The 17,796-nt window shown below is 66.0% G+C and carries 15 protein-coding genes; 8 read left to right on the forward strand and 7 right to left on the reverse strand.

The genetic code is table 11. The annotated features are described in order from the left end of the window. Positions 1–169: 169 nt before the first annotated feature. From OX89_RS10895 to OX89_RS10905, 3 genes are all read right to left on the reverse strand, one after another. Positions 170–1,483 carry an HD-GYP domain-containing protein gene (locus OX89_RS10895; protein ID WP_047350638.1) on the reverse strand — a complete coding sequence of 438 codons (1,314 nt, stop codon included), beginning with the start codon at positions 1,481–1,483 and terminating at the stop codon, positions 170–172. Positions 1,484–1,634: 151 nt separating this feature from the next. Further along, complete coding sequence (locus tag OX89_RS10900; protein WP_011805210.1) at positions 1,635–2,273, reverse strand: 3-oxoacid CoA-transferase subunit B; 639 nt, start codon at positions 2,271–2,273, stop codon at positions 1,635–1,637. Positions 2,274–2,276: 3 nt separating this feature from the next. Then, positions 2,277–2,984: a CoA transferase subunit A gene (locus OX89_RS10905; protein ID WP_011805209.1), complete on the reverse strand. Its 708-nt coding sequence runs from the start codon at positions 2,982–2,984 to the stop codon at positions 2,277–2,279. An 82-nt stretch (positions 2,985–3,066) separates the two neighbouring features. Between OX89_RS10905 and OX89_RS10910 the strand changes: the two genes are divergently transcribed. Next, positions 3,067–3,612 carry a PAS and helix-turn-helix domain-containing protein gene (locus OX89_RS10910; protein WP_047350639.1) on the forward strand — a complete coding sequence of 182 codons (546 nt, stop codon included), beginning with the start codon at positions 3,067–3,069 and terminating at the stop codon, positions 3,610–3,612. Between the two features lie 119 nt (positions 3,613–3,731). Here the strand turns inward: OX89_RS10910 and OX89_RS10915 are convergent, their stop codons facing one another. Next, complete coding sequence (locus OX89_RS10915; protein ID WP_047350640.1) at positions 3,732–5,012, reverse strand: NAD(P)/FAD-dependent oxidoreductase; 1,281 nt, start codon at positions 5,010–5,012, stop codon at positions 3,732–3,734. A 175-nt stretch (positions 5,013–5,187) separates the two neighbouring features. On the opposite strand from OX89_RS10915, the gene OX89_RS10920 reads away from it, so the two are divergent. The 3 genes from OX89_RS10920 to OX89_RS10930 all read left to right on the forward strand — a co-directional run bounded on the left by OX89_RS10920 (position 5,188) and on the right by OX89_RS10930 (position 8,027). After that, on the forward strand, positions 5,188–6,639 hold the full coding sequence (locus tag OX89_RS10920) for a catalase (RefSeq protein WP_047350641.1): 1,452 nt from the start codon (positions 5,188–5,190) through the stop codon (positions 6,637–6,639). A 106-nt stretch (positions 6,640–6,745) separates the two neighbouring features. Next, complete coding sequence (locus OX89_RS10925) at positions 6,746–7,429, forward strand: tRNA-uridine aminocarboxypropyltransferase (protein WP_047350642.1); 684 nt, start codon at positions 6,746–6,748, stop codon at positions 7,427–7,429. A 16-nt stretch (positions 7,430–7,445) separates the two neighbouring features. Continuing rightward, on the forward strand, positions 7,446–8,027 hold the full coding sequence (locus OX89_RS10930; RefSeq protein WP_011805204.1) for a peroxidase-related enzyme: 582 nt from the start codon (positions 7,446–7,448) through the stop codon (positions 8,025–8,027). A 63-nt stretch (positions 8,028–8,090) separates the two neighbouring features. Here the strand turns inward: OX89_RS10930 and OX89_RS10935 are convergent, their stop codons facing one another. Both OX89_RS10935 and OX89_RS10940 read right to left on the reverse strand, forming a co-directional pair. Beyond that, a complete protein-coding gene (locus OX89_RS10935; RefSeq protein ID WP_103739091.1) occupies positions 8,091–9,743 on the reverse strand; it encodes a phosphoethanolamine transferase in 1,653 nt (550 codons plus the stop codon). Between the two features lie 163 nt (positions 9,744–9,906). Continuing rightward, positions 9,907–10,608 carry a phosphatase PAP2 family protein gene (locus tag OX89_RS10940; RefSeq protein ID WP_011805202.1) on the reverse strand — a complete coding sequence of 234 codons (702 nt, stop codon included), beginning with the start codon at positions 10,606–10,608 and terminating at the stop codon, positions 9,907–9,909. A gap of 141 nt (positions 10,609–10,749) precedes the next feature. Between OX89_RS10940 and OX89_RS10945 the strand changes: the two genes are divergently transcribed. Together OX89_RS10945 and OX89_RS10950 are read left to right on the forward strand one after the other, a co-directional pair. Beyond that, the gene (locus OX89_RS10945) at positions 10,750–11,430 is read left to right on the forward strand and encodes a response regulator transcription factor (RefSeq protein WP_011805201.1); all 681 of its coding nucleotides are present in this window, start codon (positions 10,750–10,752) and stop codon (positions 11,428–11,430) included. Then, the gene (locus OX89_RS10950; RefSeq protein ID WP_011805200.1) at positions 11,427–12,782 is read left to right on the forward strand and encodes a HAMP domain-containing sensor histidine kinase; all 1,356 of its coding nucleotides are present in this window, start codon (positions 11,427–11,429) and stop codon (positions 12,780–12,782) included. Before OX89_RS10945 ends, OX89_RS10950 begins: the two co-directional genes overlap by 4 nt. 73 nt (positions 12,783–12,855) lie before the next feature. Here the strand turns inward: OX89_RS10950 and OX89_RS10955 are convergent, their stop codons facing one another. Beyond that, a complete protein-coding gene (locus OX89_RS10955; RefSeq protein ID WP_084002049.1) occupies positions 12,856–14,412 on the reverse strand; it encodes a methyl-accepting chemotaxis protein in 1,557 nt (518 codons plus the stop codon). 431 nt (positions 14,413–14,843) lie between these two features. Between OX89_RS10955 and OX89_RS10960 the strand changes: the two genes are divergently transcribed. Both OX89_RS10960 and OX89_RS10965 read left to right on the forward strand, forming a co-directional pair. Next, positions 14,844–16,550 carry an electron transfer flavoprotein-ubiquinone oxidoreductase gene (locus OX89_RS10960; RefSeq protein WP_047350645.1) on the forward strand — a complete coding sequence of 569 codons (1,707 nt, stop codon included), beginning with the start codon at positions 14,844–14,846 and terminating at the stop codon, positions 16,548–16,550. Positions 16,551–16,768: 218 nt separating this feature from the next. After that, positions 16,769–17,737 carry an ABC transporter substrate-binding protein gene (locus OX89_RS10965; RefSeq protein ID WP_047350646.1) on the forward strand — a complete coding sequence of 323 codons (969 nt, stop codon included), beginning with the start codon at positions 16,769–16,771 and terminating at the stop codon, positions 17,735–17,737. Positions 17,738–17,796 lie beyond the last annotated feature (59 nt).

The raw sequence follows: 17,796 nt of genomic DNA on the forward strand, positions 1-17,796 counted from the left end.
CCTCCAGGAGTTGGCGTTAGCATCTGGGTTTCCATCCAGCTATTCTCACGTCACTGGAGCTAAATAGATACCCCTTTCAAATATACAGTAATCATCGGCGGTTGGCGGCTCCAACCCGGCCGGCGTCAGGGCCTAGCGTCTGATCCGGCGGTGCGTCAGGGAGCGAATCTCAGCGCTGCGCCAAGCGCACCGCGCAGGCATCGCGCCACTGCACGACCGCCTGGTCGCCCGCCTGCGGGCTGTGCTCCAGCGTGAGCCAGCGGCTGTGGGTGGCATCCACGATGCCCTGCAGTTGCCACAGGGCTTCCCGCCCCAGCAGAGCCAGTTCGGCCAGGCCTTGTTCATCGCCCTGCAGGTATTGCAGGGCCTCGGCCTGCTGCTGGGGATGGGAGCCGGCCTCGAACAGGGTTTTTTGCAGCGCGGAAAGCCGCTGCTCCACGAAGGCGCAGGCCTCGGATTCCGCAGCCTCTGGCGGCAGCCCGGCACGGCGGGTGTCCCAGTCGCCAAAGGCCGTGGACAGCTGTTCAATGAGCCGCTCCACATCTGCCGGCGTAACCTGTACATCGGTCTGCACGGCGCGTATCTGCAGCACGGGCAGCAGACAGGCGATGAGCGCTGCGGGGAACTTGCGGTGGTTCAGGCGCAGCGTGAGCGACAGGCGCTGGGCCGCGGCCTCGTTGGCGTATTTCTCGAAGAAGGCGGCCACCACCTCGGCCACCATCAGGATCTTCCCCATGAGCGAGATCTGGTCCCCCTGCAGGCCGCGCGGATAACCGCTGCCATCCATGCATTCATGGTGTTCCAGCACGGCCTGCTCCACCACGCGCGGGAACATGTTCTGCCCCCGGATGATCAACATGGCCGTGATGGGGTGCGCCATGAGCTGCTGGCGCCCGACGGCCGTCATCTTGTTGGCCGGGTCGTGCCAGACGGGGTCCATGTGCAGCACGCCGATGTCGTGCAGCAGCGCCGCCGTCGCCAGAGGCACGCATTCGCGGTCGCTCCAGCCGCTCTTGATGCCCAGGTACACGGCCGCCAGCATCATGCGCACGCTGTGCTCGAACAGCACCGGATGCTGCTCGCGCATGACGGTGAGCTTGAAGGCCAGGGACGGCGGCAGCAGCATGGCGCGCACGGGCGCGAGCAGCTTCTCGGCGGTCATGCCCTCCAGCGTGTGCACCAGCAGATAGGCCAGCGTGTCGTGCTCGCACTGCGACGCGGCCAATTGCACGATGGACTGCACGTTGACCATGTCGTCCATGGCCAGATGCTCGTCGATGCTGCCGCGCAGCTTGTGCTTGACCAAGCGGTCGTAGAGCCGGCTGTCCACGCGCGCGCCCTTGTCCACCAGCTTGATGCCCCGATCGGTGTAGAGCGCTTCCTGCGTGACCACGGTGCGGCGATCGGCCATGTCGGTGATGGCGCGCAGGTAATGGCTGTCTCCGTCGGCAAAAGCCGCGGGGCTGAGGTCGGGTGCGTTCATGCGCAGACGAGATGTTAAAAAATGTCACGCGCACTATACGGCGCTTTGCCTTGCGCAAAAAGACAAAAAAGCCGGGTGATCCCACCCGGCCCGTAGTTTTGGCCCCGCGCCCCCGCCGTGCATGCGCATGCGGCCTGGCGGGTGCCTGCCCTCAGCGCAGCAGCGGCACGCCGGTCTTGGACTGGATGTCCTCGAAGCTCACACCCGGCGCCAACTCCACCAGCTTCAGGCCTTCGGGGGTGACATCCATCACGCCCAGGTCGGTGATGATGCGGTCCACCACGCCCACGCCCGTCAGCGGCAGCGTGCAGGCCGGCAGGATCTTCAGGTCGGTGGTGCCGTCCTTCTTGCGCGCCACATGCTCCATGAGCACGATCACGCGCTTGACACCGGCCACCAGGTCCATGGCGCCGCCCATGCCCTTGACCATCTTGCCGGGGATCATCCAGTTGGCCAGGTCGCCCTTTTCGCTGACCTGCATGGCGCCCAGGATGGACAGGTTGATCTTGCCGCCGCGGATCATCGCGAACGACTGGTCCGAACTGAAGATGGACGAACCGGGGATGGTGGTGACGGTCTGCTTGCCGGCGTTGATGAGGTCGGCATCCACCTTGTCCTCGGTGGGAAAGGCACCGATGCCCAGCATGCCGTTCTCCGACTGCAGCCACACCTCTTTGTCGCCGGTGAAATTGGCCACCAGCGTGGGAATGCCTATCCCTAAGTTGACGTAGAAGCCGTCTTCGAGTTCTTGCGCGGCGCGGGCCGCCATCTGGTCTTGGGTCCACGGCATGGTTCAGGCTCCTGCTTTCTCGGTGATGGTGCGCTTCTCGATGCGCTTCTCGGGGTTCGGGTTGTGCACGATGCGGTGCACGTAGATGCCGGGCAGGTGGATCTGGTCGGGGTCCAGCGCGCCGGTCTCCACCACCTCCTCCACCTCGACGATGCACAGCTTGCCCGCCATGGCGGCGGCCGGGTTGAAGTTGCGTGCCGTCAGGCGGAACTGCAGATTGCCCGACTTGTCGGCCCGCTGCGCCTTGACCAGCGAAACCTGCGGCACCAGCGAGCGTTCCATCACGTAGGTCTCGCCGTCGAACTCGCGCAGCTCCTTGCCCTCGGCCACGATGGTGCCCACGCCGGTTTTGGTGAAGAAGGCCGGGATGCCCGCGCCGCCGGCACGCAGCTTTTCGGCCAGCGTGCCCTGCGGGGTGAACTCCAGCTCCAGCTCGCCCGCGAGGTACTGGCGCTCGAACTCCTTGTTCTCGCCCACGTAGGAGCTGATCATCTTCTTGATCTGGCGCGTCTCCAGCAGCTTGCCCAGGCCGAAGCCGTCAACGCCCGCGTTGTTGGAAATCACCGTGAGGTCCTTCACGCCGCTGGCCTGCAGCGCATCGATCAAGGCCTCTGGAATGCCGCACAGGCCGAAACCGCCAACGGCCATCAGCTGGCCATCGGCCACGACGCCCTTGAGCGCTTCGGCCGCCGAGGGGTAAAGCTTGTTCACTACAGTCTCCTGGTTTGCTGGGTGGATACGCTACGATACTACGTAGTTTTTTAAGTAGTTTTCCCTAAAGACTTGCACCACTATGAATGTTGCCGACTACCGCTTGGCCTTCGAGATGGCACCCGTGGGCCTGGTGATTTCGCGCAACCGCACCATGGTGGATTGCAACCGACATGTGTGCGAGATATTCGGCGCCTCGCGCGAACTGCTCATCGGCCAGTCGTTCCAGATCCTCTACCCCAGCCCGGACGAATATGAGCGGCTGGGCGCACGCATGGCGCCCATCCTGAACGCACGCGGCCACTATGCCGACAACCGCATCATGAAGCGCGCCAACGGCGAAACCTTCTGGTGCCACGTGTCCGGTCGCGCGCTGGATCGCAACGATCCGCACGCCTCGGGCATCTGGAGCTTCGAGGACCTGAGCGCGCAGCGCCCCGTGCGCGCCGAGCTGACGGCGCGCGAACGCGAGGTGGCCGCGCGGCTGCTGGACGGCATGACCTCCAAGGAGATCGGCCGCGCGCTGGACATCAGCCACCGCACGGTGGAGATCTACCGCGCGCGGCTCATGCGCAAGTACGGCGCGTCCACGGCCGTGGACCTGGTGCAGAAGCTGTTGGCGGGATAAGTCATCAAAAAAGTGAGCTGTTGGCGCTTGCTAATCAAGCAGTTCAAGGCGTTTATTGCCTGAAATCCAATCGCAGCAAGCGCTGCCAGCTATGGTTTCTGAAGCCGCCGTCGCGCCGGTCAGTGCAGTTTGAGCCGCCCCGACACGCGTTGCTGCAGCAGCCGCGCCAGCGCCAGCACCGCCGTCTTGCCCAGGCCCAGGATGGCGCGGTGGTGCATCAAGTGCAGCGACATGTACATCCACTTGGCGATCAGCCCTTCCACGAAGAAGTTGCGCCCCGCCAGGCCGCCCATCAGGTTGCCCACGCCCTTGTTCTCGCCCAGCGACACGAGTGAGCCGAAGTCGCGGTAGACGAAGGGCTGCGTCACCTCGCGCTCGCGCAGCAGCGCCAGCAGCACGCGCGCCAGGTAGTCGGCCTGCTGGTGCGCGGCCTGCGCGCGTGCCGGCACCATGCGCCCGCCCTCCCACACGCAGGCCGCGCAGTCGCCCAGGGCCAGCACGTCAGGGGCCGAGGTGCGCAGCCGCTCGTCCACCACGAACTGGTTGAGCCGGTTCACTTCCAGGCCCAGCGCGGCGTTGGCGTCCGCGGCCTTGATGCCCGCGGCCCAGACCATCATCTCGGCCGCGATCTCTCCGGCCGAGGTGACCAGCACGCCCGGACGCAGCTCCAGCACACGTGTGCCCGTCATCACCCGCACCTGCTTGCGGCGCAGGGCCACGGCGGCCTGGGCAGAGATGCGCTCGGGCAGGCCGCCCAGAATGCGGTCGCCCGCCTCCACCAGCGTCACGTCCAGCCGAAAACGCTGGCTGCTGCCCAGGCTCTCCAGCAGTTCGGCATGGGCTTCCAGCAGCTCGGCGGACAGCTCCACCCCCGTGGCGCCCGCGCCCACGATGGCGATGGACAGGGCGCGCTTGTCCGTGAACGATGCCCGCGCGCAGGCGCTCAGCCAGTCGGCATGAAAGCGCTGCGCATCGCGCACGTTTTCCAGCAGATAGGCGTGTTCGATGCCCGGCGTGCCAAAGGCGTTGGAGCCGCTGCCCAGCGCCAGCACCAAACGCGTGAAGCTCAGCGTGCGCGCGGGCACCACCTCCTCGCCATGTGCATTGCGCTGAGGGGCCAGGGCGACGGTCTTGCGCGCGGCGTCCAGCCCGGCCAGTTCGCCCATGGTGAAGCTGAAATGGTTGCGCCGTGCGAGCACGGGGTACGACAGACCCTCCTGATGGGCGTCCAGCGTCCCGGCCGCGACTTCGTGCAGCGTGGGCTTCCAGATGTGGAACGCAAAGCGGTCCACCAGCAGCACCCGCTCACGCCCTTGGCGCGGCCCCAGCGCGCGGCCCAGGCGCGCAGCCAGTTCCAGGCCGCCGGCCCCACCCCCCACGATCACGATGTCGTAATGCATGTCAAACCTTCTTTCAGGTTACCGCTCTACAGTGTAGGCAAGCCTGCGCCTATTGCCGCGTTGCGGAAATTCAATGGGTTTTGGCTTGCCCTTTAAATAGATTAGAACAATAATTCTTCAAAACAAATAGTTCGTATCTATTTAACCCTGTAGCAGTCCAGAAAGGAGCTCTCCCATGACCCATCGCCTCACTACCGCCGCCGGCGCACCCGTGGCCAATAACCAGGATTCCCTGACCGCCGGCCCGCGCGGCCCCATGCTCCTGCAAGACCTGTGGCACCTGGAAAAGCTCGCCCACTTCCACCGCGAGGTGATCCCCGAGCGGCGCATGCACGCCAAGGGCTCGGGCGCCTTCGGCACCTTCACGGTGACCGGCGACATCACCCGCTACACCCGCGCCAAGGTGTTCTCGGCGATCGGCAAGCAGACCGAGTTGTTCGCGCGCTTTTCCACCGTGGCCGGTGAGCGCGGCGCGGCCGACGCCGAGCGTGACATCCGCGGCTTCGCCGTGAAGATGTACACCGAGGAAGGCAACTGGGACTTGGTGGGCAACAACACGCCGGTATTCTTCTTCCGCGACCCGCTCAAGTTCCCCGACCTGAACAAGGCCGTCAAGCGCGACCCCTACACCAACATGCGCAGCGCCGAGAGCAACTGGGACTTCTGGACCGGCCTGCCTGAGGCGCTGCACCAGATCACCATCGTGATGAGCGACCGCGGCATTCCGCGCGGCTACCGCCACATGCACGGCTTCGGCTCGCACACCTACAGCCTCATTAACCACGCGGGCGAGCGCCATTACGTGAAGTTCCACTGGGTCTGCCAACAGGGCATCGAGAACCTGTCCGACCAGGAGGCCGCCGCCGTGGTCGCCCATGACCGCGAAAGCAGCCAGCGCGACCTGCTCGAAGCCATCGACCGTGGCGACTTCCCGAAGTGGAAGCTGTGCGTGCAGATCATGACCGAGGAAGAGGCGCAGACCTACCGCTTCCACCCCTTCGACCTGACCAAGGTGTGGAGCAAGAAGGACTTCCCGCTGATCGAAGTCGGCGTGATGGAGCTCAACCGCAACCCCGACAACTACTACGCCGACGTGGAGCAGGCCTCGTTCGCGCCCAGCAACCTGGTGCCCGGCATCGGCCCGTCGCCCGACCGCATGCTGCAGTCGCGCCTGTTCTCGTACGCCGACGCCGCGCGCTACCGCCTGGGTGTGAACCACCACCAGATCCCGGTGAACGCCGCGCGCTGCCCGGTCAACATCTACCACCGCGACGGCGCCATGCGTGTGGACGGCAATGCCGGCCGCACCATTGCGTACGAACCCAACACCCAGGGTGCGTGGCAGGAGCAGCCCGCGTACGCCGAACCGGTGGAAAAGCTCTACGGCGACGCCAGCCGCTGGAACTACCGCGAGGACGACGATGACTACTTCACCCAGCCCGGCAACCTGTTCCGCCTGATGACGCCCGAGAAACAGCGCCTGCTGTGCGAAAACACCGCGCGCAACATCAACGGCGTGTCGCAGCACATCATTGACCGCCACATCGCGCACTGCACCCAGGCCGACCCGGCCTACGGCGCCGGCGTGAAGGCTGCCCTGGAAGCCGTGCGCGCCGGCACGCTGTAATAAGCACCGCCGCCGCCCTGCCCAGGCCCGCACCCGGGCCAAGCATCAAAATACCGCCCAGCCCTTACCTGACAAGCGCTGGGCGCTTCTGTTTTTGACAAGCCCGATGCCCTCCTGCACCCACCTGCCCCGCCGGCCCGTATGCCCCCGCTGCCAGCGCCCCGCCGCAGCCTGCATCTGCGCCGCCGTGCGGCCCGTGGCGCACCAAGTGCAAGTACTGATCCTCATGCACCCGCTGGAGCAGCACCAAGCCAAGGGCACGGCACGGCTGCTGCACCTGTGCCTGACGGGCAGCCGCATCGTGGTGGGCGAAACGTTCGGCGACGCTGCCTTGGCGCAGGAAATCAACGCCCCCTGGGTTGATGGCGACCGGCAGGCACCGCGCCGCGCAGTGCTGTTGTACCCGCCCACGCCGCCCGACCCGCAGCACCCCATGCTGCCCGCACCGCCGCTGTCGACCGACTGGCTGGCAGCGCCCGAACGGCTGCGCCTGGTGGTGCTGGACGGTACCTGGCGCAAGAGCCGCAGGATGCTGTGGGCCAACCCTGCGTTGCAGGCCCTGCCGCGCCTGGCCCTGCAGCAGGTACCGCCCACGCGTTACGCCGTGCGCAAGGCGCACGCGCCGCACCAGCTCAGCACGCTGGAGGCCGCGCAGTGCGCACTGCAGCAACTGGAACCCGCCAACCCGCACATCGCCGCGCTGAGCCAGGCCATGGATGCATTGATGGCGCTGCTGTGCTCGCGCGAAGGTGCAGCACGCTCGGCTATGCTCGGACCAGACCTTTCATAAAAAATCGGAGACACCCATGGCCGAGCGCTATCCCTTCCCCGACCTGAACACATTGCCCGAGGACATCCGCGCCCGCATCCTGGATGTGCAGGAAAAGGCCGGGTTCATCCCCAACGTGTTCCTGGCGTTCGCCCGCCGCCCGGCCGAATGGCGCGCGTTCTTCGCCTACCACGATGCGCTGATGCTGAAGGAAGAAGGCAGCCTCACCAAGGGCGAGCGCGAGATGATCGTCACCACCACCAGCGCCGCCAACCAGTGCCTGTACTGCGTGGTGGCACACGGGGCCATCCTGCGCATCTACGAGAAGAAGCCGCTGGTGGCCGACCAGGTAGCGGTGAACCACCGCAAGGCCGACATTCCGCCGCGCCAGAAGGCCATGCTCGACTTCGCCATGAAGGTCTGCCAGCGCGCGCACGAGATCGAGGACGCCGACTTCGAGGCGCTGTACCCCCACGGCTTTGACGATGAGGACATCTGGGACATCGCCGCCATCACCGCGTTCTTCGGCCTGTCCAACCGCATGGCCAGCTTTGCCGGCATGCAGCCCAATCCCGAGTTCTACCTGATGGGCCGCCTGCCGCGCGAGAAGAAGGCCTGAGCGCCAAGACGCTCTTAAAACAATAGCTGCTCGCGCTTTATAGATAAGCGCTGGCGGCTGTTTTTATTTGGATGCCAATACGGCGCTCCGGCAGCCGCTGAAGGCATCCAGCGGGCGCTGGTAGGAAGGCGACTGCACGTCCAGCAGGCCCAGCACGGTGTGGTAGAGGTTGTCGTGCGTCAACGGCGCATCGCCGCTGGCGCGCAGGCAGTCGGACGCCAACCCGTCACGGCGCAGGAAGGAGGTGTCCATCCACGCCACCATGGGCACGTGCTTTTGCATGTCGGGCGCCACGCCGTAGGGCATGCCGTGCAGGAACAACCCGTACTCGCCCAGCGACTCGCCATGGTCGCTCAGGTACAGCAGAGCCGTGTCGTACTTGGCGCTCTGGCCACGCAGCCAGTCGATGGTCTTGCCCAGGAAGGCGTCCGTTGCGGCGATGGAGTTGTCGTAGGCGTTCACCAGTTCGCCGTGGGTGCAGTCGGCCAGCACTTCCGTGCGGCATTCGGGCATGAAGCGCTTGCCTGCATCGGCCGAGCGCTTGTAGTAGGCCGGCCCATGGCTGCCCATCTGGTGCAGCACCAGCAGCACGCCGCGCTCGCGCTGCGCCGCAGGCAAGGCGGCCAGGCGCGCATCCAGGTTGTGCAGCATGGCCTCGTCGCGGCATTCTCCGCCATCGCACAACTGCTTGCGCGCCTCGGCATCCAGGCCTTCGGCGGCCGATGCGTGCGGCACGCGGTCGCACACGCCCTTGCAGCCGGACTGGTTGTCCAGCCACAGCACGCCCATACCCGCGGCCTGCGCCACGTCCAGCAGGTTCTCGTAGTCGTTGTCACGCGACTCGAATGCACTCTTGCCCAGTGGCGAGAACATGCAAGGCAGCGACGCCAGCGTGCTGGTGCCGCACGAGCGCACCTCGCGCCAGCTCATCACGTTGCGTTTGGTCAGCTCCGGCGTGGTGTCGCGGCCATAGCCGTTGATGCCGAAATGGTCCGCGCGCGCCGTCTCGCCCACCACCAGCACGAACAGCGTGGGCCGCGCCCCGGCCGCATAGCTGGCGCCCAGCGCGGCGCCCTGGGTCATCGGCACCAGCGTGCGGCTGCGCGCGAACAACGGTCGCAGGGCCGACACGGAGGTGGAGTACAGGCTGGCCAAGGGGTTCATCAGGTAGCGCAGGTGCGGGTGGTTGCGCATCAGCGGCGCCAGGTCCCGCGACATGGCCGCCACCGTGCCGGCGGCCAGACCCAGCGCCAGCACCAGCAGCGCCAGGTTGCGGCCCACCTGGCGCAGCGGCCGCATGGCGGGAATACGCACACGCAGCAACCACCAGGAGGGAAGCGCCGCGACGGCCAGCACCGCAGCCAGCATGCGCAGGCTCAGCAGATCGGCCACCTCGCGCGCATCCGTCTGCAGCACGTTGGCGGCCATGCTGGGGTCCATGACCACGCTGTAGGTCAGCATGTAGTACTGCGACAGCGCGGCCACCATGACCACCAGCCACCACAGCAGCTTCATGCCGCGCGTCCAGGCGGTGAATGCCAGAATGGCCACCGTGCCGCACGCCGTCAGCACGGCCAAGGCAGCCGCTGAACGCAGATACAGGCTGGGCGCGCCGCCAATGCGCGTGATCTGCAGCCACAGCGGCCAGTTGGCCGCCAGTACCAGGTACAGCGACAGGCGCACCACCACCTGCTGCGCCGACAGCGGGGTGGTCATCCAGCCATCCAGCCGGCGCAACGCACCACGCAAGAGGCCTTCGTCGGCAGGGCTGGAAGATGACACAAGCGGCACGGAGGCCGAGGAGGCAGAGGCAATGGAGGCGCGCGAAGACATGCCGCCATCGTGGAACCTGCCACTGAAGCCAAGCTGAAGACGCCGCTCAGGCTTCGTTCAGCTTTGTATCTGCCGCTACTCCCAGGCGCACGTGCAGCTGCGCCAGACTTTCCCACGCAAGGCCCACGGCCCAGCAGGACCAGGCGGACCACAGAGTGTGGCTCATGAAATGTGCACCGCGCATCTGCTGCGCCCAGCCCAGTGCCAGCCCGGCCATCAGAGCGCCTGGCAGCCAGAGGCGCGCCACGTTCGGCGCCGCGCGGCGCAGTACGAACCAGCCCGCTACAAAACCAAACGCGGCCGAGGCATGCCCTGCAGGGAAGCAGTGTCCCGGCCCTAGGTCGCGCACGCCCCACACCCAGTGCGAGATGTACTGCGCCACCCCGCCGAACTCGGCCAGATCCCAGGGACAGCTGGTGGTGTTCAGGCGCTTGAACACCGAAACCGCCAGCATCGCCCCGATGACGGACAGCACCAGTTGCGCGCGCTGCGCCGGCGCCATGACGCGCAGGAATCCCCAGGGCCGCCACACCCCCACCGCCAGTGCGGCCAGCAGCGCGCCGCTCGCATAGCGCGGACCCTCGTGCGTCAGCAGGGCAAAGGTGCGGTGGTCACGCCAGGCAAAGCCCTGCGCCCCCCCAAACAGGCGGGCCAATGGCAAGTCCAGGCCCGAAGCGTCCCACAAGACGAGCAACAGGAAAAGCAACAACGTCACCGCATACAGGCGGCGCAAATTCCAGAAGGGCATGGCAAGGGATGGCGGCACAACACCGCCATGGGCAGAAAACGGCACCCCGCCAGGCTACGCCCGCGGCCTGAATGCACCATGAATACCAGACCGCCCGCAGCGCCCTACACTTTCGGCCTCACCCACCTTAGAGAAATCTGCATGCGCGTGCTGCTGGTAGAAGACGACGAAGCCCTGTCCGAGGCCGTGTGCGGCTATCTGCGCGCCAAGGCCTTCGTGGTCGATGCCGTTCCCAGCCTGGCGCAGGCCGGCGCCGCCCTGCGCGCGGCCCAGTACGCCGCGGTACTGCTGGACCTGCACCTGGCCGACGGGGATGGCCTGAGCCTGCTGCCGCAGATCCGTGCCCTCAAGGACCGGCCCATCGTCATCGTGCTGACGGCGCGCGACCAGGTCAGCGACCGCATCGCCGGTCTGGACGCGGGAGCGGACGACTACCTCGTCAAGCCCTACGACCCCGGTGAACTGCTGGCCCGCCTGCGCGCGGTGGAACGCCGCCGCAACGCCGCCTATGTACCGGTATTGGCGCTGGGCGACCTGCAGATCGACCTGTCGCGCGAGCAGGTACGCCGCGCCGGGGTGCCGATCGCGCTCACGCAGAAGGAATGGGCGCTGCTGCGCGTGATGGCAACCCGCCCCGAGCGCATCCACACGCGCGAAAGCCTGCAGGACGCGCTGTATGGCTTTGACGACGAGGCCGACAGCAACACGCTGGAGGTGTTCATCAGCCGGCTGCGGCGCAAGCTGGGGCGCGAACACATCGAGACCCTGCGCGGGTTGGGCTACCGCCTCGTGCACCGTCCTGACGAAGGCGCAACGGCATGAGGACACACCGCGGGCCATTGCGCACGCAGACCCTTGCGGGGCGACTGACGCGCAGCCTGATCCTCTGGGTGGGCGGCGTGTGGCTGCTGTGCGTGCTGGGCGTGGTGTGGTACACGGACCGCGAAATCAGTTACAACTTCGACAGCGAATTGGTCGAGGTCTCACACCGTTTCTTCGATATTGCCCTGGACCACCTGGACGCGGCCGGCCCGCGCGACGCGACCGAGGGGCCGCTGGTCCTGCCCTCTCCGGGATCGTTTGCCGATGCTGACCTCCTCTACCAGATCGTCGCGCCCGACACGCGCGTGCTGGCGCGGTCGGCCGAGGCCCAGCCCGAGCAGTTCGACGTACCGCTGGCGCCGGGCTTCGCGAACACGCACGGATGGCGTGTCTACACCCTGTCGCACCCCACTCGCCCCCTCTTCATGCAGGTGGCCGACCCGCTGCACGAGCGGCGCGAGGCGGTGAACCGCACCCTGGTCGGCCTGGGCATCGTCATGGTGGCCATGCTGCCCCTGCTGGCGCTGCTGCTGCGGCGCATCGCGCGGCGTGAATTGCAGGTGCTGGACGCTCTCACGCACGAGATCAGCCTGCGCGACGGGCAGCAGCTCACCCCGATCGCCCTGCCCGGCCTGCCGCGCGAACTGCGCAGCGTGGAAGACCATGTGAACCGGTTGCTGGACCGCCTGTCCCGCGCGTTGGACGTGGAGCGCGCCCTGGCCGCCAACGCCGCGCACGAACTGCGCACGCCGCTCACCGCGGCCCGCCTGCGGTTACAGACCGCGCTGGAACATGGCCTGCACCGTGACGATGTGCAGGCCGCCATCGCCGCGCTGCAAACGCTGAGCCGCCGCACCGAAAAGCTGCTGCAGCTGTCGCGCGCCGAGTCCAGTGCTCCCTATACCCGGGAGCCCGTGGACCTGGCCCAACTGGCCACCACGGTGGCGCAGGAGTTTTGGCAGGATGATCGCGCCGCCGACCGGCTGGACCTGGTGACCGCCTACGAAGGGCCTGCGCCCGTGGCGCGGGGCGACTTCGACGCCCTGGCCATTGCCCTGCGCAACCTGCTGGAGAACGCACTGAGCTATGCCGGTGACAGCGCGGTGGAACTCATCGTGGGCCCTGGCTGCGCTATCGCCGTGCGCGACCACGGCCCGGGTGTGAGCAGCGACCGCCTGCAGACCCTGCAGCAGCGCCATGTGCGCCAGAGCGCGGACCGCACGGGGTATGGACTGGGTCTGTCCATCGTCGCGACCATTGCGGCCAAGCACGATGCCCAGCTACAACTCACGTCACCCCTGGCTGGCGAGGCTGGCGGGTTCGAGGCGCGGCTGTTGCTGACGCCCAGGTAAGCCAGCCGTTGCCCATACGCCAGCGCCAGCCCCCGGGCGCCCGGCGGGGTGGCGAGTGCGGTCGCATCCAGGATCAGGCTTGCGGTGCCGGCAACGCGACTGCCGAGGAATCAACGCGAAAGACCCCTACGGCCTGGGCCACTTGCGCCGCCTGGCCCTGCAGCGATTGCGTCGCAGCGGTGGCCTCTTCGACGAGCGCGGCGTTCTGCTGCGTCGCCTGGTCCATGTGCGCCACCGCGATATTCACCTGCTCGATACCCGAGCTCTGCTCACGGCTTGCCGCACTGATTTCGCCCACCAGCGCGCTCACCTGGTCAACGCTGCGAATGATGTCCTGGATGGATGTGCCGGCCTTCGCCACGAGCTGATTGCCCGCCTCAACGGTATCGACCGAACGTCCGATCAAGTCCTTGATCTCCTTCGCCGCTTCGGACGAACGGCCGGCCAGTGAGCGCACCTCGGAGGCCACCACAGCAAACCCCCGCCCCTGCTCGCCGGCCCGTGCCGCTTCGACCGCCGCGTTGAGTGCAAGGATGTTGGTCTGGAAGGCAATGGAGTCGATCACGCCAATGATGTCAACGATCTTGCGCGACGACGCGTCGATGGCGCGCATGGTCTGCATCACATCGTCCATCACCTGGCCGCCCTGCTGGGCCTGCTCTGCCGCCGTGCGCGCCAGTTGGTTGGCTTGATGGGCGTTGTCGGCGTTCTGACGCACCGTCGACGTCAGCTCTTCCAGGGAAGCTGCCGTTTCCTCCAGCGAACTGGCTTGCTGTTCCGTGCGCCGGGACAGGTCCAGGTTGCCTGCGGCAATCTCTGCCGACGCGCCCGCGATACTGTCGGCGCCCTGGCGCACTTCGCCCACGATGGTACGCAAACGGTCGGTCATGGCTTGCAGCGCTTGCAACAGCTGGGCACCTTCGTCCCGGCCGCTGGAGTGCACGGCATGCGTGAGGTCTCCTGCGGCGACCACCTGCGTTGCTTGGACAGCGCGGGCCAACGGCGCGGTGATGCTGTGGGTAAGAATCCAGGCCACACCGATGCCCGCCACCAGGACCACCAGCCCCATGCCGCCCATCAGCCAGGAGCTTGCGGTAGCGCTGCTGTCGATGTCTTGCCCGGCGCGATCGATACTGGCCCGCTGGAAGTCGCGCAGCGCCGCCAGGCTTTCCAGATAGCCACGGGAGGCAGGAACGAACTGGCGCTCGAACAAGGTGGTCACCTGCTCTGCCTGCCCGCCCTTCTTGGCGGCGATGATGGCGTCACGGGCCTGGATGTATGCCTGACGGTGTCCGCTGAGAGTGTCAAAGAGGGCTTGCTCTTCGCTGCCGGAAATGAGCTTGACGAACTGGGCCTGCCGTTCGTTGATTTCCTTGCTCGACGCGGCGTTCTCTGCAGCGAACAACTCCGTCAGCGAGTCGTCGCTGCTGCGCGCGACAGCAGTGGCACGTTGGATGCTGGCGCGAATCACTCCGTACCAGTCGGTCACCAGCCGTTCCTTCTGGAGCGGCACAGAAAGGATTTGCCGCGTGCTCCCGGCCACCCCCTGCAACTGCCACACCCCCACTGTGAGCATGAGCACCGCAAACAGGATGAGCAGGCCAAACCCAGCCGTCAGGCGGGTGCCGATACGAAAGTTTTACATGTGTCCCTCGGAACGTGAACGGCTGACTTACCGTCTGTGAAGCAAGCACGAGAAGGAAAAATCGCCAAATGTAAATAAGTGTGACTTTACTCGGACGTGGCTCGGAACAAGCATCTCCCTCAGAATGGCCCTGCTCGAGCTAAGTGTTTACCCTCATATCCCGTCCAACTTCTGCTAGTTGCCATACCACCGCGGGGGCCGTCGCGGTGCCAAACTCGGGTTTTGCCGTGGCNTACGCGAACGCCCCGTTTGCGCTTGTGCACTGCACAAAATGAAGTGTCTGGACGGCATTGCGAAAAGTGAACGACCGTGCGATTCCTGTGCGACGGCCTGAATACAATCGGTCACCACACAGGGCCATCGCTCCCCAGGCCGGCACCCTGCCTTTTTCCACTATCGAAGCAGAAGAGACACCCATGACGAACGACGAAATTCTGAGCACCTACGGTCCCCGGGAAGCCATGGAATATGACGTGGTGATCGTCGGCTGCGGCCCCGGCGGGCTTGCCACCGCCATCCGCCTGAAGCAACTGGCGGCCGAGAAGGGCCAGGACGTTTCTGTCGTCGTGCTCGAAAAAGGCTCCGAGCCGGGCGCGCACATCCTGTCCGGCGCCATCATGGACCCGAAGGCATTGACCGAACTGATCCCCGACTGGAAGGCCAAGGGCGCGCCGCTGAACCAGCCCGTGACCGACGACGCCATGGTGTTCCTGGGCGAGAAGTCCTCCCTGCGCACGCCCAATTTCCTGCTGCCTCAGTGCTTTCAGAACCACGGCAATTACATCGTCAGCCTGGGCAACGTGGTGCGCTGGCTGGCCGAACAGGCGGAAGGACTGGGCGTGGAGATTTTCCCCGGCTTTGCCGCCGCTGAAGTGCTCTACAACGAAGACGGCTCCGTCAAGGGCGTGGCCACCGGCAACATGGGGGTGGGCAAGGACGGCAAGCCCACGAGCGAATTCCAGCTGGGCATGGAATTGCATGCCAAGTACACCATCTTTGCCGAGGGTGCGCGTGGTCACCTGGGCAAGCAGATCATCGCCCGCTACAAGCTGGATGCGGAGAGCGACCCCCAGACCTACGGCATCGGCATCAAGGAGTTGTGGGAGATCGACCCCCAGCGCCACCAGCCCGGCTTCGTGCTGCACACCGCCGGCTGGCCCATGGACAACAGCACCTACGGTGGCGCCTTCCTCTACCACCTGGAGGACAACAAGGTCACGCTGGGCTTCATCACCGGCCTGGACTACAGCAACCCCTACCTGAGCCCGTTCGAGGAATTCCAGCGCTGGAAGACCCACCCCAACATCCGCTGGTACCTGGAGGGCGACGAGGCCAAGGGCATCAAGCCCGCCAAGCGCCTGGGCTACGGCGCACGCGCCATCACGGCCGGCGGCCTGATGAGCCTGCCTAAGTTCGTCTTCCCGGGCGGCGCGCTGGTGGGCTGCGAGGCGGGCTTCCTGAACGTGAGTCGCATCAAGGGCAGCCATGCCGCCATCAAGACCGGCATGCTGGCCGCCGAGGCGGCATATGACGCCATTCAAAGCGGCCGCCAGCACGATGAGCTCTCTGCCTATCCCAAGGCCTTCGAGGGCAGCTGGCTCTACACCGAACTGAACAAGGCACGTAACTTCAAGGCCTGGTTCAAGAAGGGCCTGGTCACGGCCACGGTGATGAACGGCATCGAGCAGTTCGTGCTCAAGGGCCACATTCCATGGACGCTGCACCGCGACAAGCCCGACCACGCTTACCTGAAGCCCGCGGCCGAGTGCAAGCCCATCGTGTATCCCAAGCCGGACGGCAAGCTGACCTTCGACCGCCTGTCCAGCGTGTTCATCAGCAACACCAACCACGCCGAGGACCAGCCCGCGCATCTGACGCTCAAGGACGCCAGCGTGCCGGTGAATGTGAACCTGGCCAAGTACGCCGGCCCCGAGGCGCGCTACTGCCCGGCCGGCGTGTATGAGTTCGTGCCGGACGAAGCGAAGGGCGGCAGCGCACAACGCCTGCAGATCAACGCCCAGAACTGCGTGCATTGCAAGACCTGCGACATCAAGGACCCGACGCAGAACATCGTCTGGGTCACGCCGGAAGGCGGCGGCGGTCCGAACTATTCGGGCATGTAACCAAGGGGTTGCTGCGCAATGCTATATTTTTAATAGCTGTTAGCGCTGGACCGAAAAGCCGTAGAGGCACTTTTGATCCCAAAGTGCCGCAGCGCCCGTTCCGTCCACGGACGGCAGGCAAACGGTAGACTCCCCACAAGGCCGCGCGTGGTTCCTGCGCCGGCCTGGTACTACAAACACAGGAAAACACCGCACGTTCAATTGGAGAGTGAACCGTTATGAAGAGTTTGTCTTGGGCGCCCCTGGGCGCTATCGCCCTGGCCGCAGCCGCCCTCGCGCCCGTGGCGCATGCGCAGCAAAAGTCCGTTGCCGTGACCGCCATCGTGGAGCACCCCGCCCTGGACTCGATCCGCGACGGCGTGAAGGCCCATTTGCAGGCCGCCGGCTTTGAAGAGGGCAAAAACCTCAAGTGGCAATACCAGAGCGCGCAGGGCAACACGGGCACCGCCGCGCAGATCGCGCGCAAGTTCGTGGGTGACAAGCCTGACGCCATCGTCGCCATCGCCACGCCCTCCGCCCAGGCCGTAGTGGCTGCCACCAAGACCGTGCCTGTGGTGTTCTCTGCCGTGACGGATCCCGTGGCCGCCAAGCTGGTGAAGAACTGGGAACCCTCCAAGACCAACGTGACCGGCGTATCCGACATGCTGGCGCTGGACAAGCAGATGGACCTGGTCAAGCAGGTCGTGCCCGGCGCCAAGCGCGTGGGCATGGTCTACAACCCGGGCGAGGCCAACTCCGTCGTCGTGGTCAAGGAACTCAAGCAACTGTTGCCCAAGATGGGCATGACGCTGGTGGAGGCTTCTGCCCCGCGCTCGGTGGACGTGAGCAGCGCCGCGCGCAGCCTGGTGGGCAAGGTGGACGTGATCTACACCAACACGGACAACAACGTCGTCTCGGCCTACGAGTCGCTGGTGAAGGTGGGCCAGGAGGCCAAGGTGCCGCTGGTGGCATCCGACACCGACAGCGTCAAGCGCGGCGCCATCGCCGCCCTGGGCATCAACTACCGCGACCTGGGCGAGCAAACTGGCCGCATGGTGGCGCGCATCCTCAAGGGCGAAAAGCCCGGCGACATCAAGCCCGAAGTCAGCACGAAGATGGAACTGTTCGTGAACCCAGGCGCCGCAGAGAAGCAGGGCGTGAAGCTCTCCGACGCGCTGGTGAAATCCGCCACGCAAGTGGTCCAATAAACCTTCGCGCCAAGGCCGGGCCGCCGCGGCAGCCCGGGTCACTGGCACCCCACGCAGGA

Source organism: Diaphorobacter sp. J5-51, assembly GCF_001023515.1.
Taxonomy (GTDB): Bacteria; Pseudomonadota; Gammaproteobacteria; order Burkholderiales; family Burkholderiaceae_C; genus Diaphorobacter; species Diaphorobacter nitroreducens.

Coding starts and splice junctions, on each gene's coding strand:
- OX89_RS10965 (WP_047350646.1), top strand. CDS start 16,769: ATGAAGAGTTTGTCTTGGGCGCCCCTGGGCGCTATCGCCCTGGCCGCA.
- OX89_RS10940 (WP_011805202.1), bottom strand. CDS start 10,608: ATGCCCTTCTGGAATTTGCGCCGCCTGTATGCGGTGACGTTGTTGCTT.
- OX89_RS10910 (WP_047350639.1), top strand. CDS start 3,067: ATGAATGTTGCCGACTACCGCTTGGCCTTCGAGATGGCACCCGTGGGC.
- OX89_RS10960 (WP_047350645.1), top strand. CDS start 14,844: ATGACGAACGACGAAATTCTGAGCACCTACGGTCCCCGGGAAGCCATG.
- OX89_RS10945 (WP_011805201.1), top strand. CDS start 10,750: ATGCGCGTGCTGCTGGTAGAAGACGACGAAGCCCTGTCCGAGGCCGTG.
- OX89_RS10930 (WP_011805204.1), top strand. CDS start 7,446: ATGGCCGAGCGCTATCCCTTCCCCGACCTGAACACATTGCCCGAGGAC.
- OX89_RS10895 (WP_047350638.1), bottom strand. CDS start 1,483: ATGAACGCACCCGACCTCAGCCCCGCGGCTTTTGCCGACGGAGACAGC.
- OX89_RS10900 (WP_011805210.1), bottom strand. CDS start 2,273: ATGCCGTGGACCCAAGACCAGATGGCGGCCCGCGCCGCGCAAGAACTC.
- OX89_RS10920 (WP_047350641.1), top strand. CDS start 5,188: ATGACCCATCGCCTCACTACCGCCGCCGGCGCACCCGTGGCCAATAAC.
- OX89_RS10925 (WP_047350642.1), top strand. CDS start 6,746: ATGCCCTCCTGCACCCACCTGCCCCGCCGGCCCGTATGCCCCCGCTGC.
- OX89_RS10915 (WP_047350640.1), bottom strand. CDS start 5,012: ATGCATTACGACATCGTGATCGTGGGGGGTGGGGCCGGCGGCCTGGAA.
- OX89_RS10935 (WP_103739091.1), bottom strand. CDS start 9,743: ATGACCACCCCGCTGTCGGCGCAGCAGGTGGTGGTGCGCCTGTCGCTG.
- OX89_RS10950 (WP_011805200.1), top strand. CDS start 11,427: ATGAGGACACACCGCGGGCCATTGCGCACGCAGACCCTTGCGGGGCGA.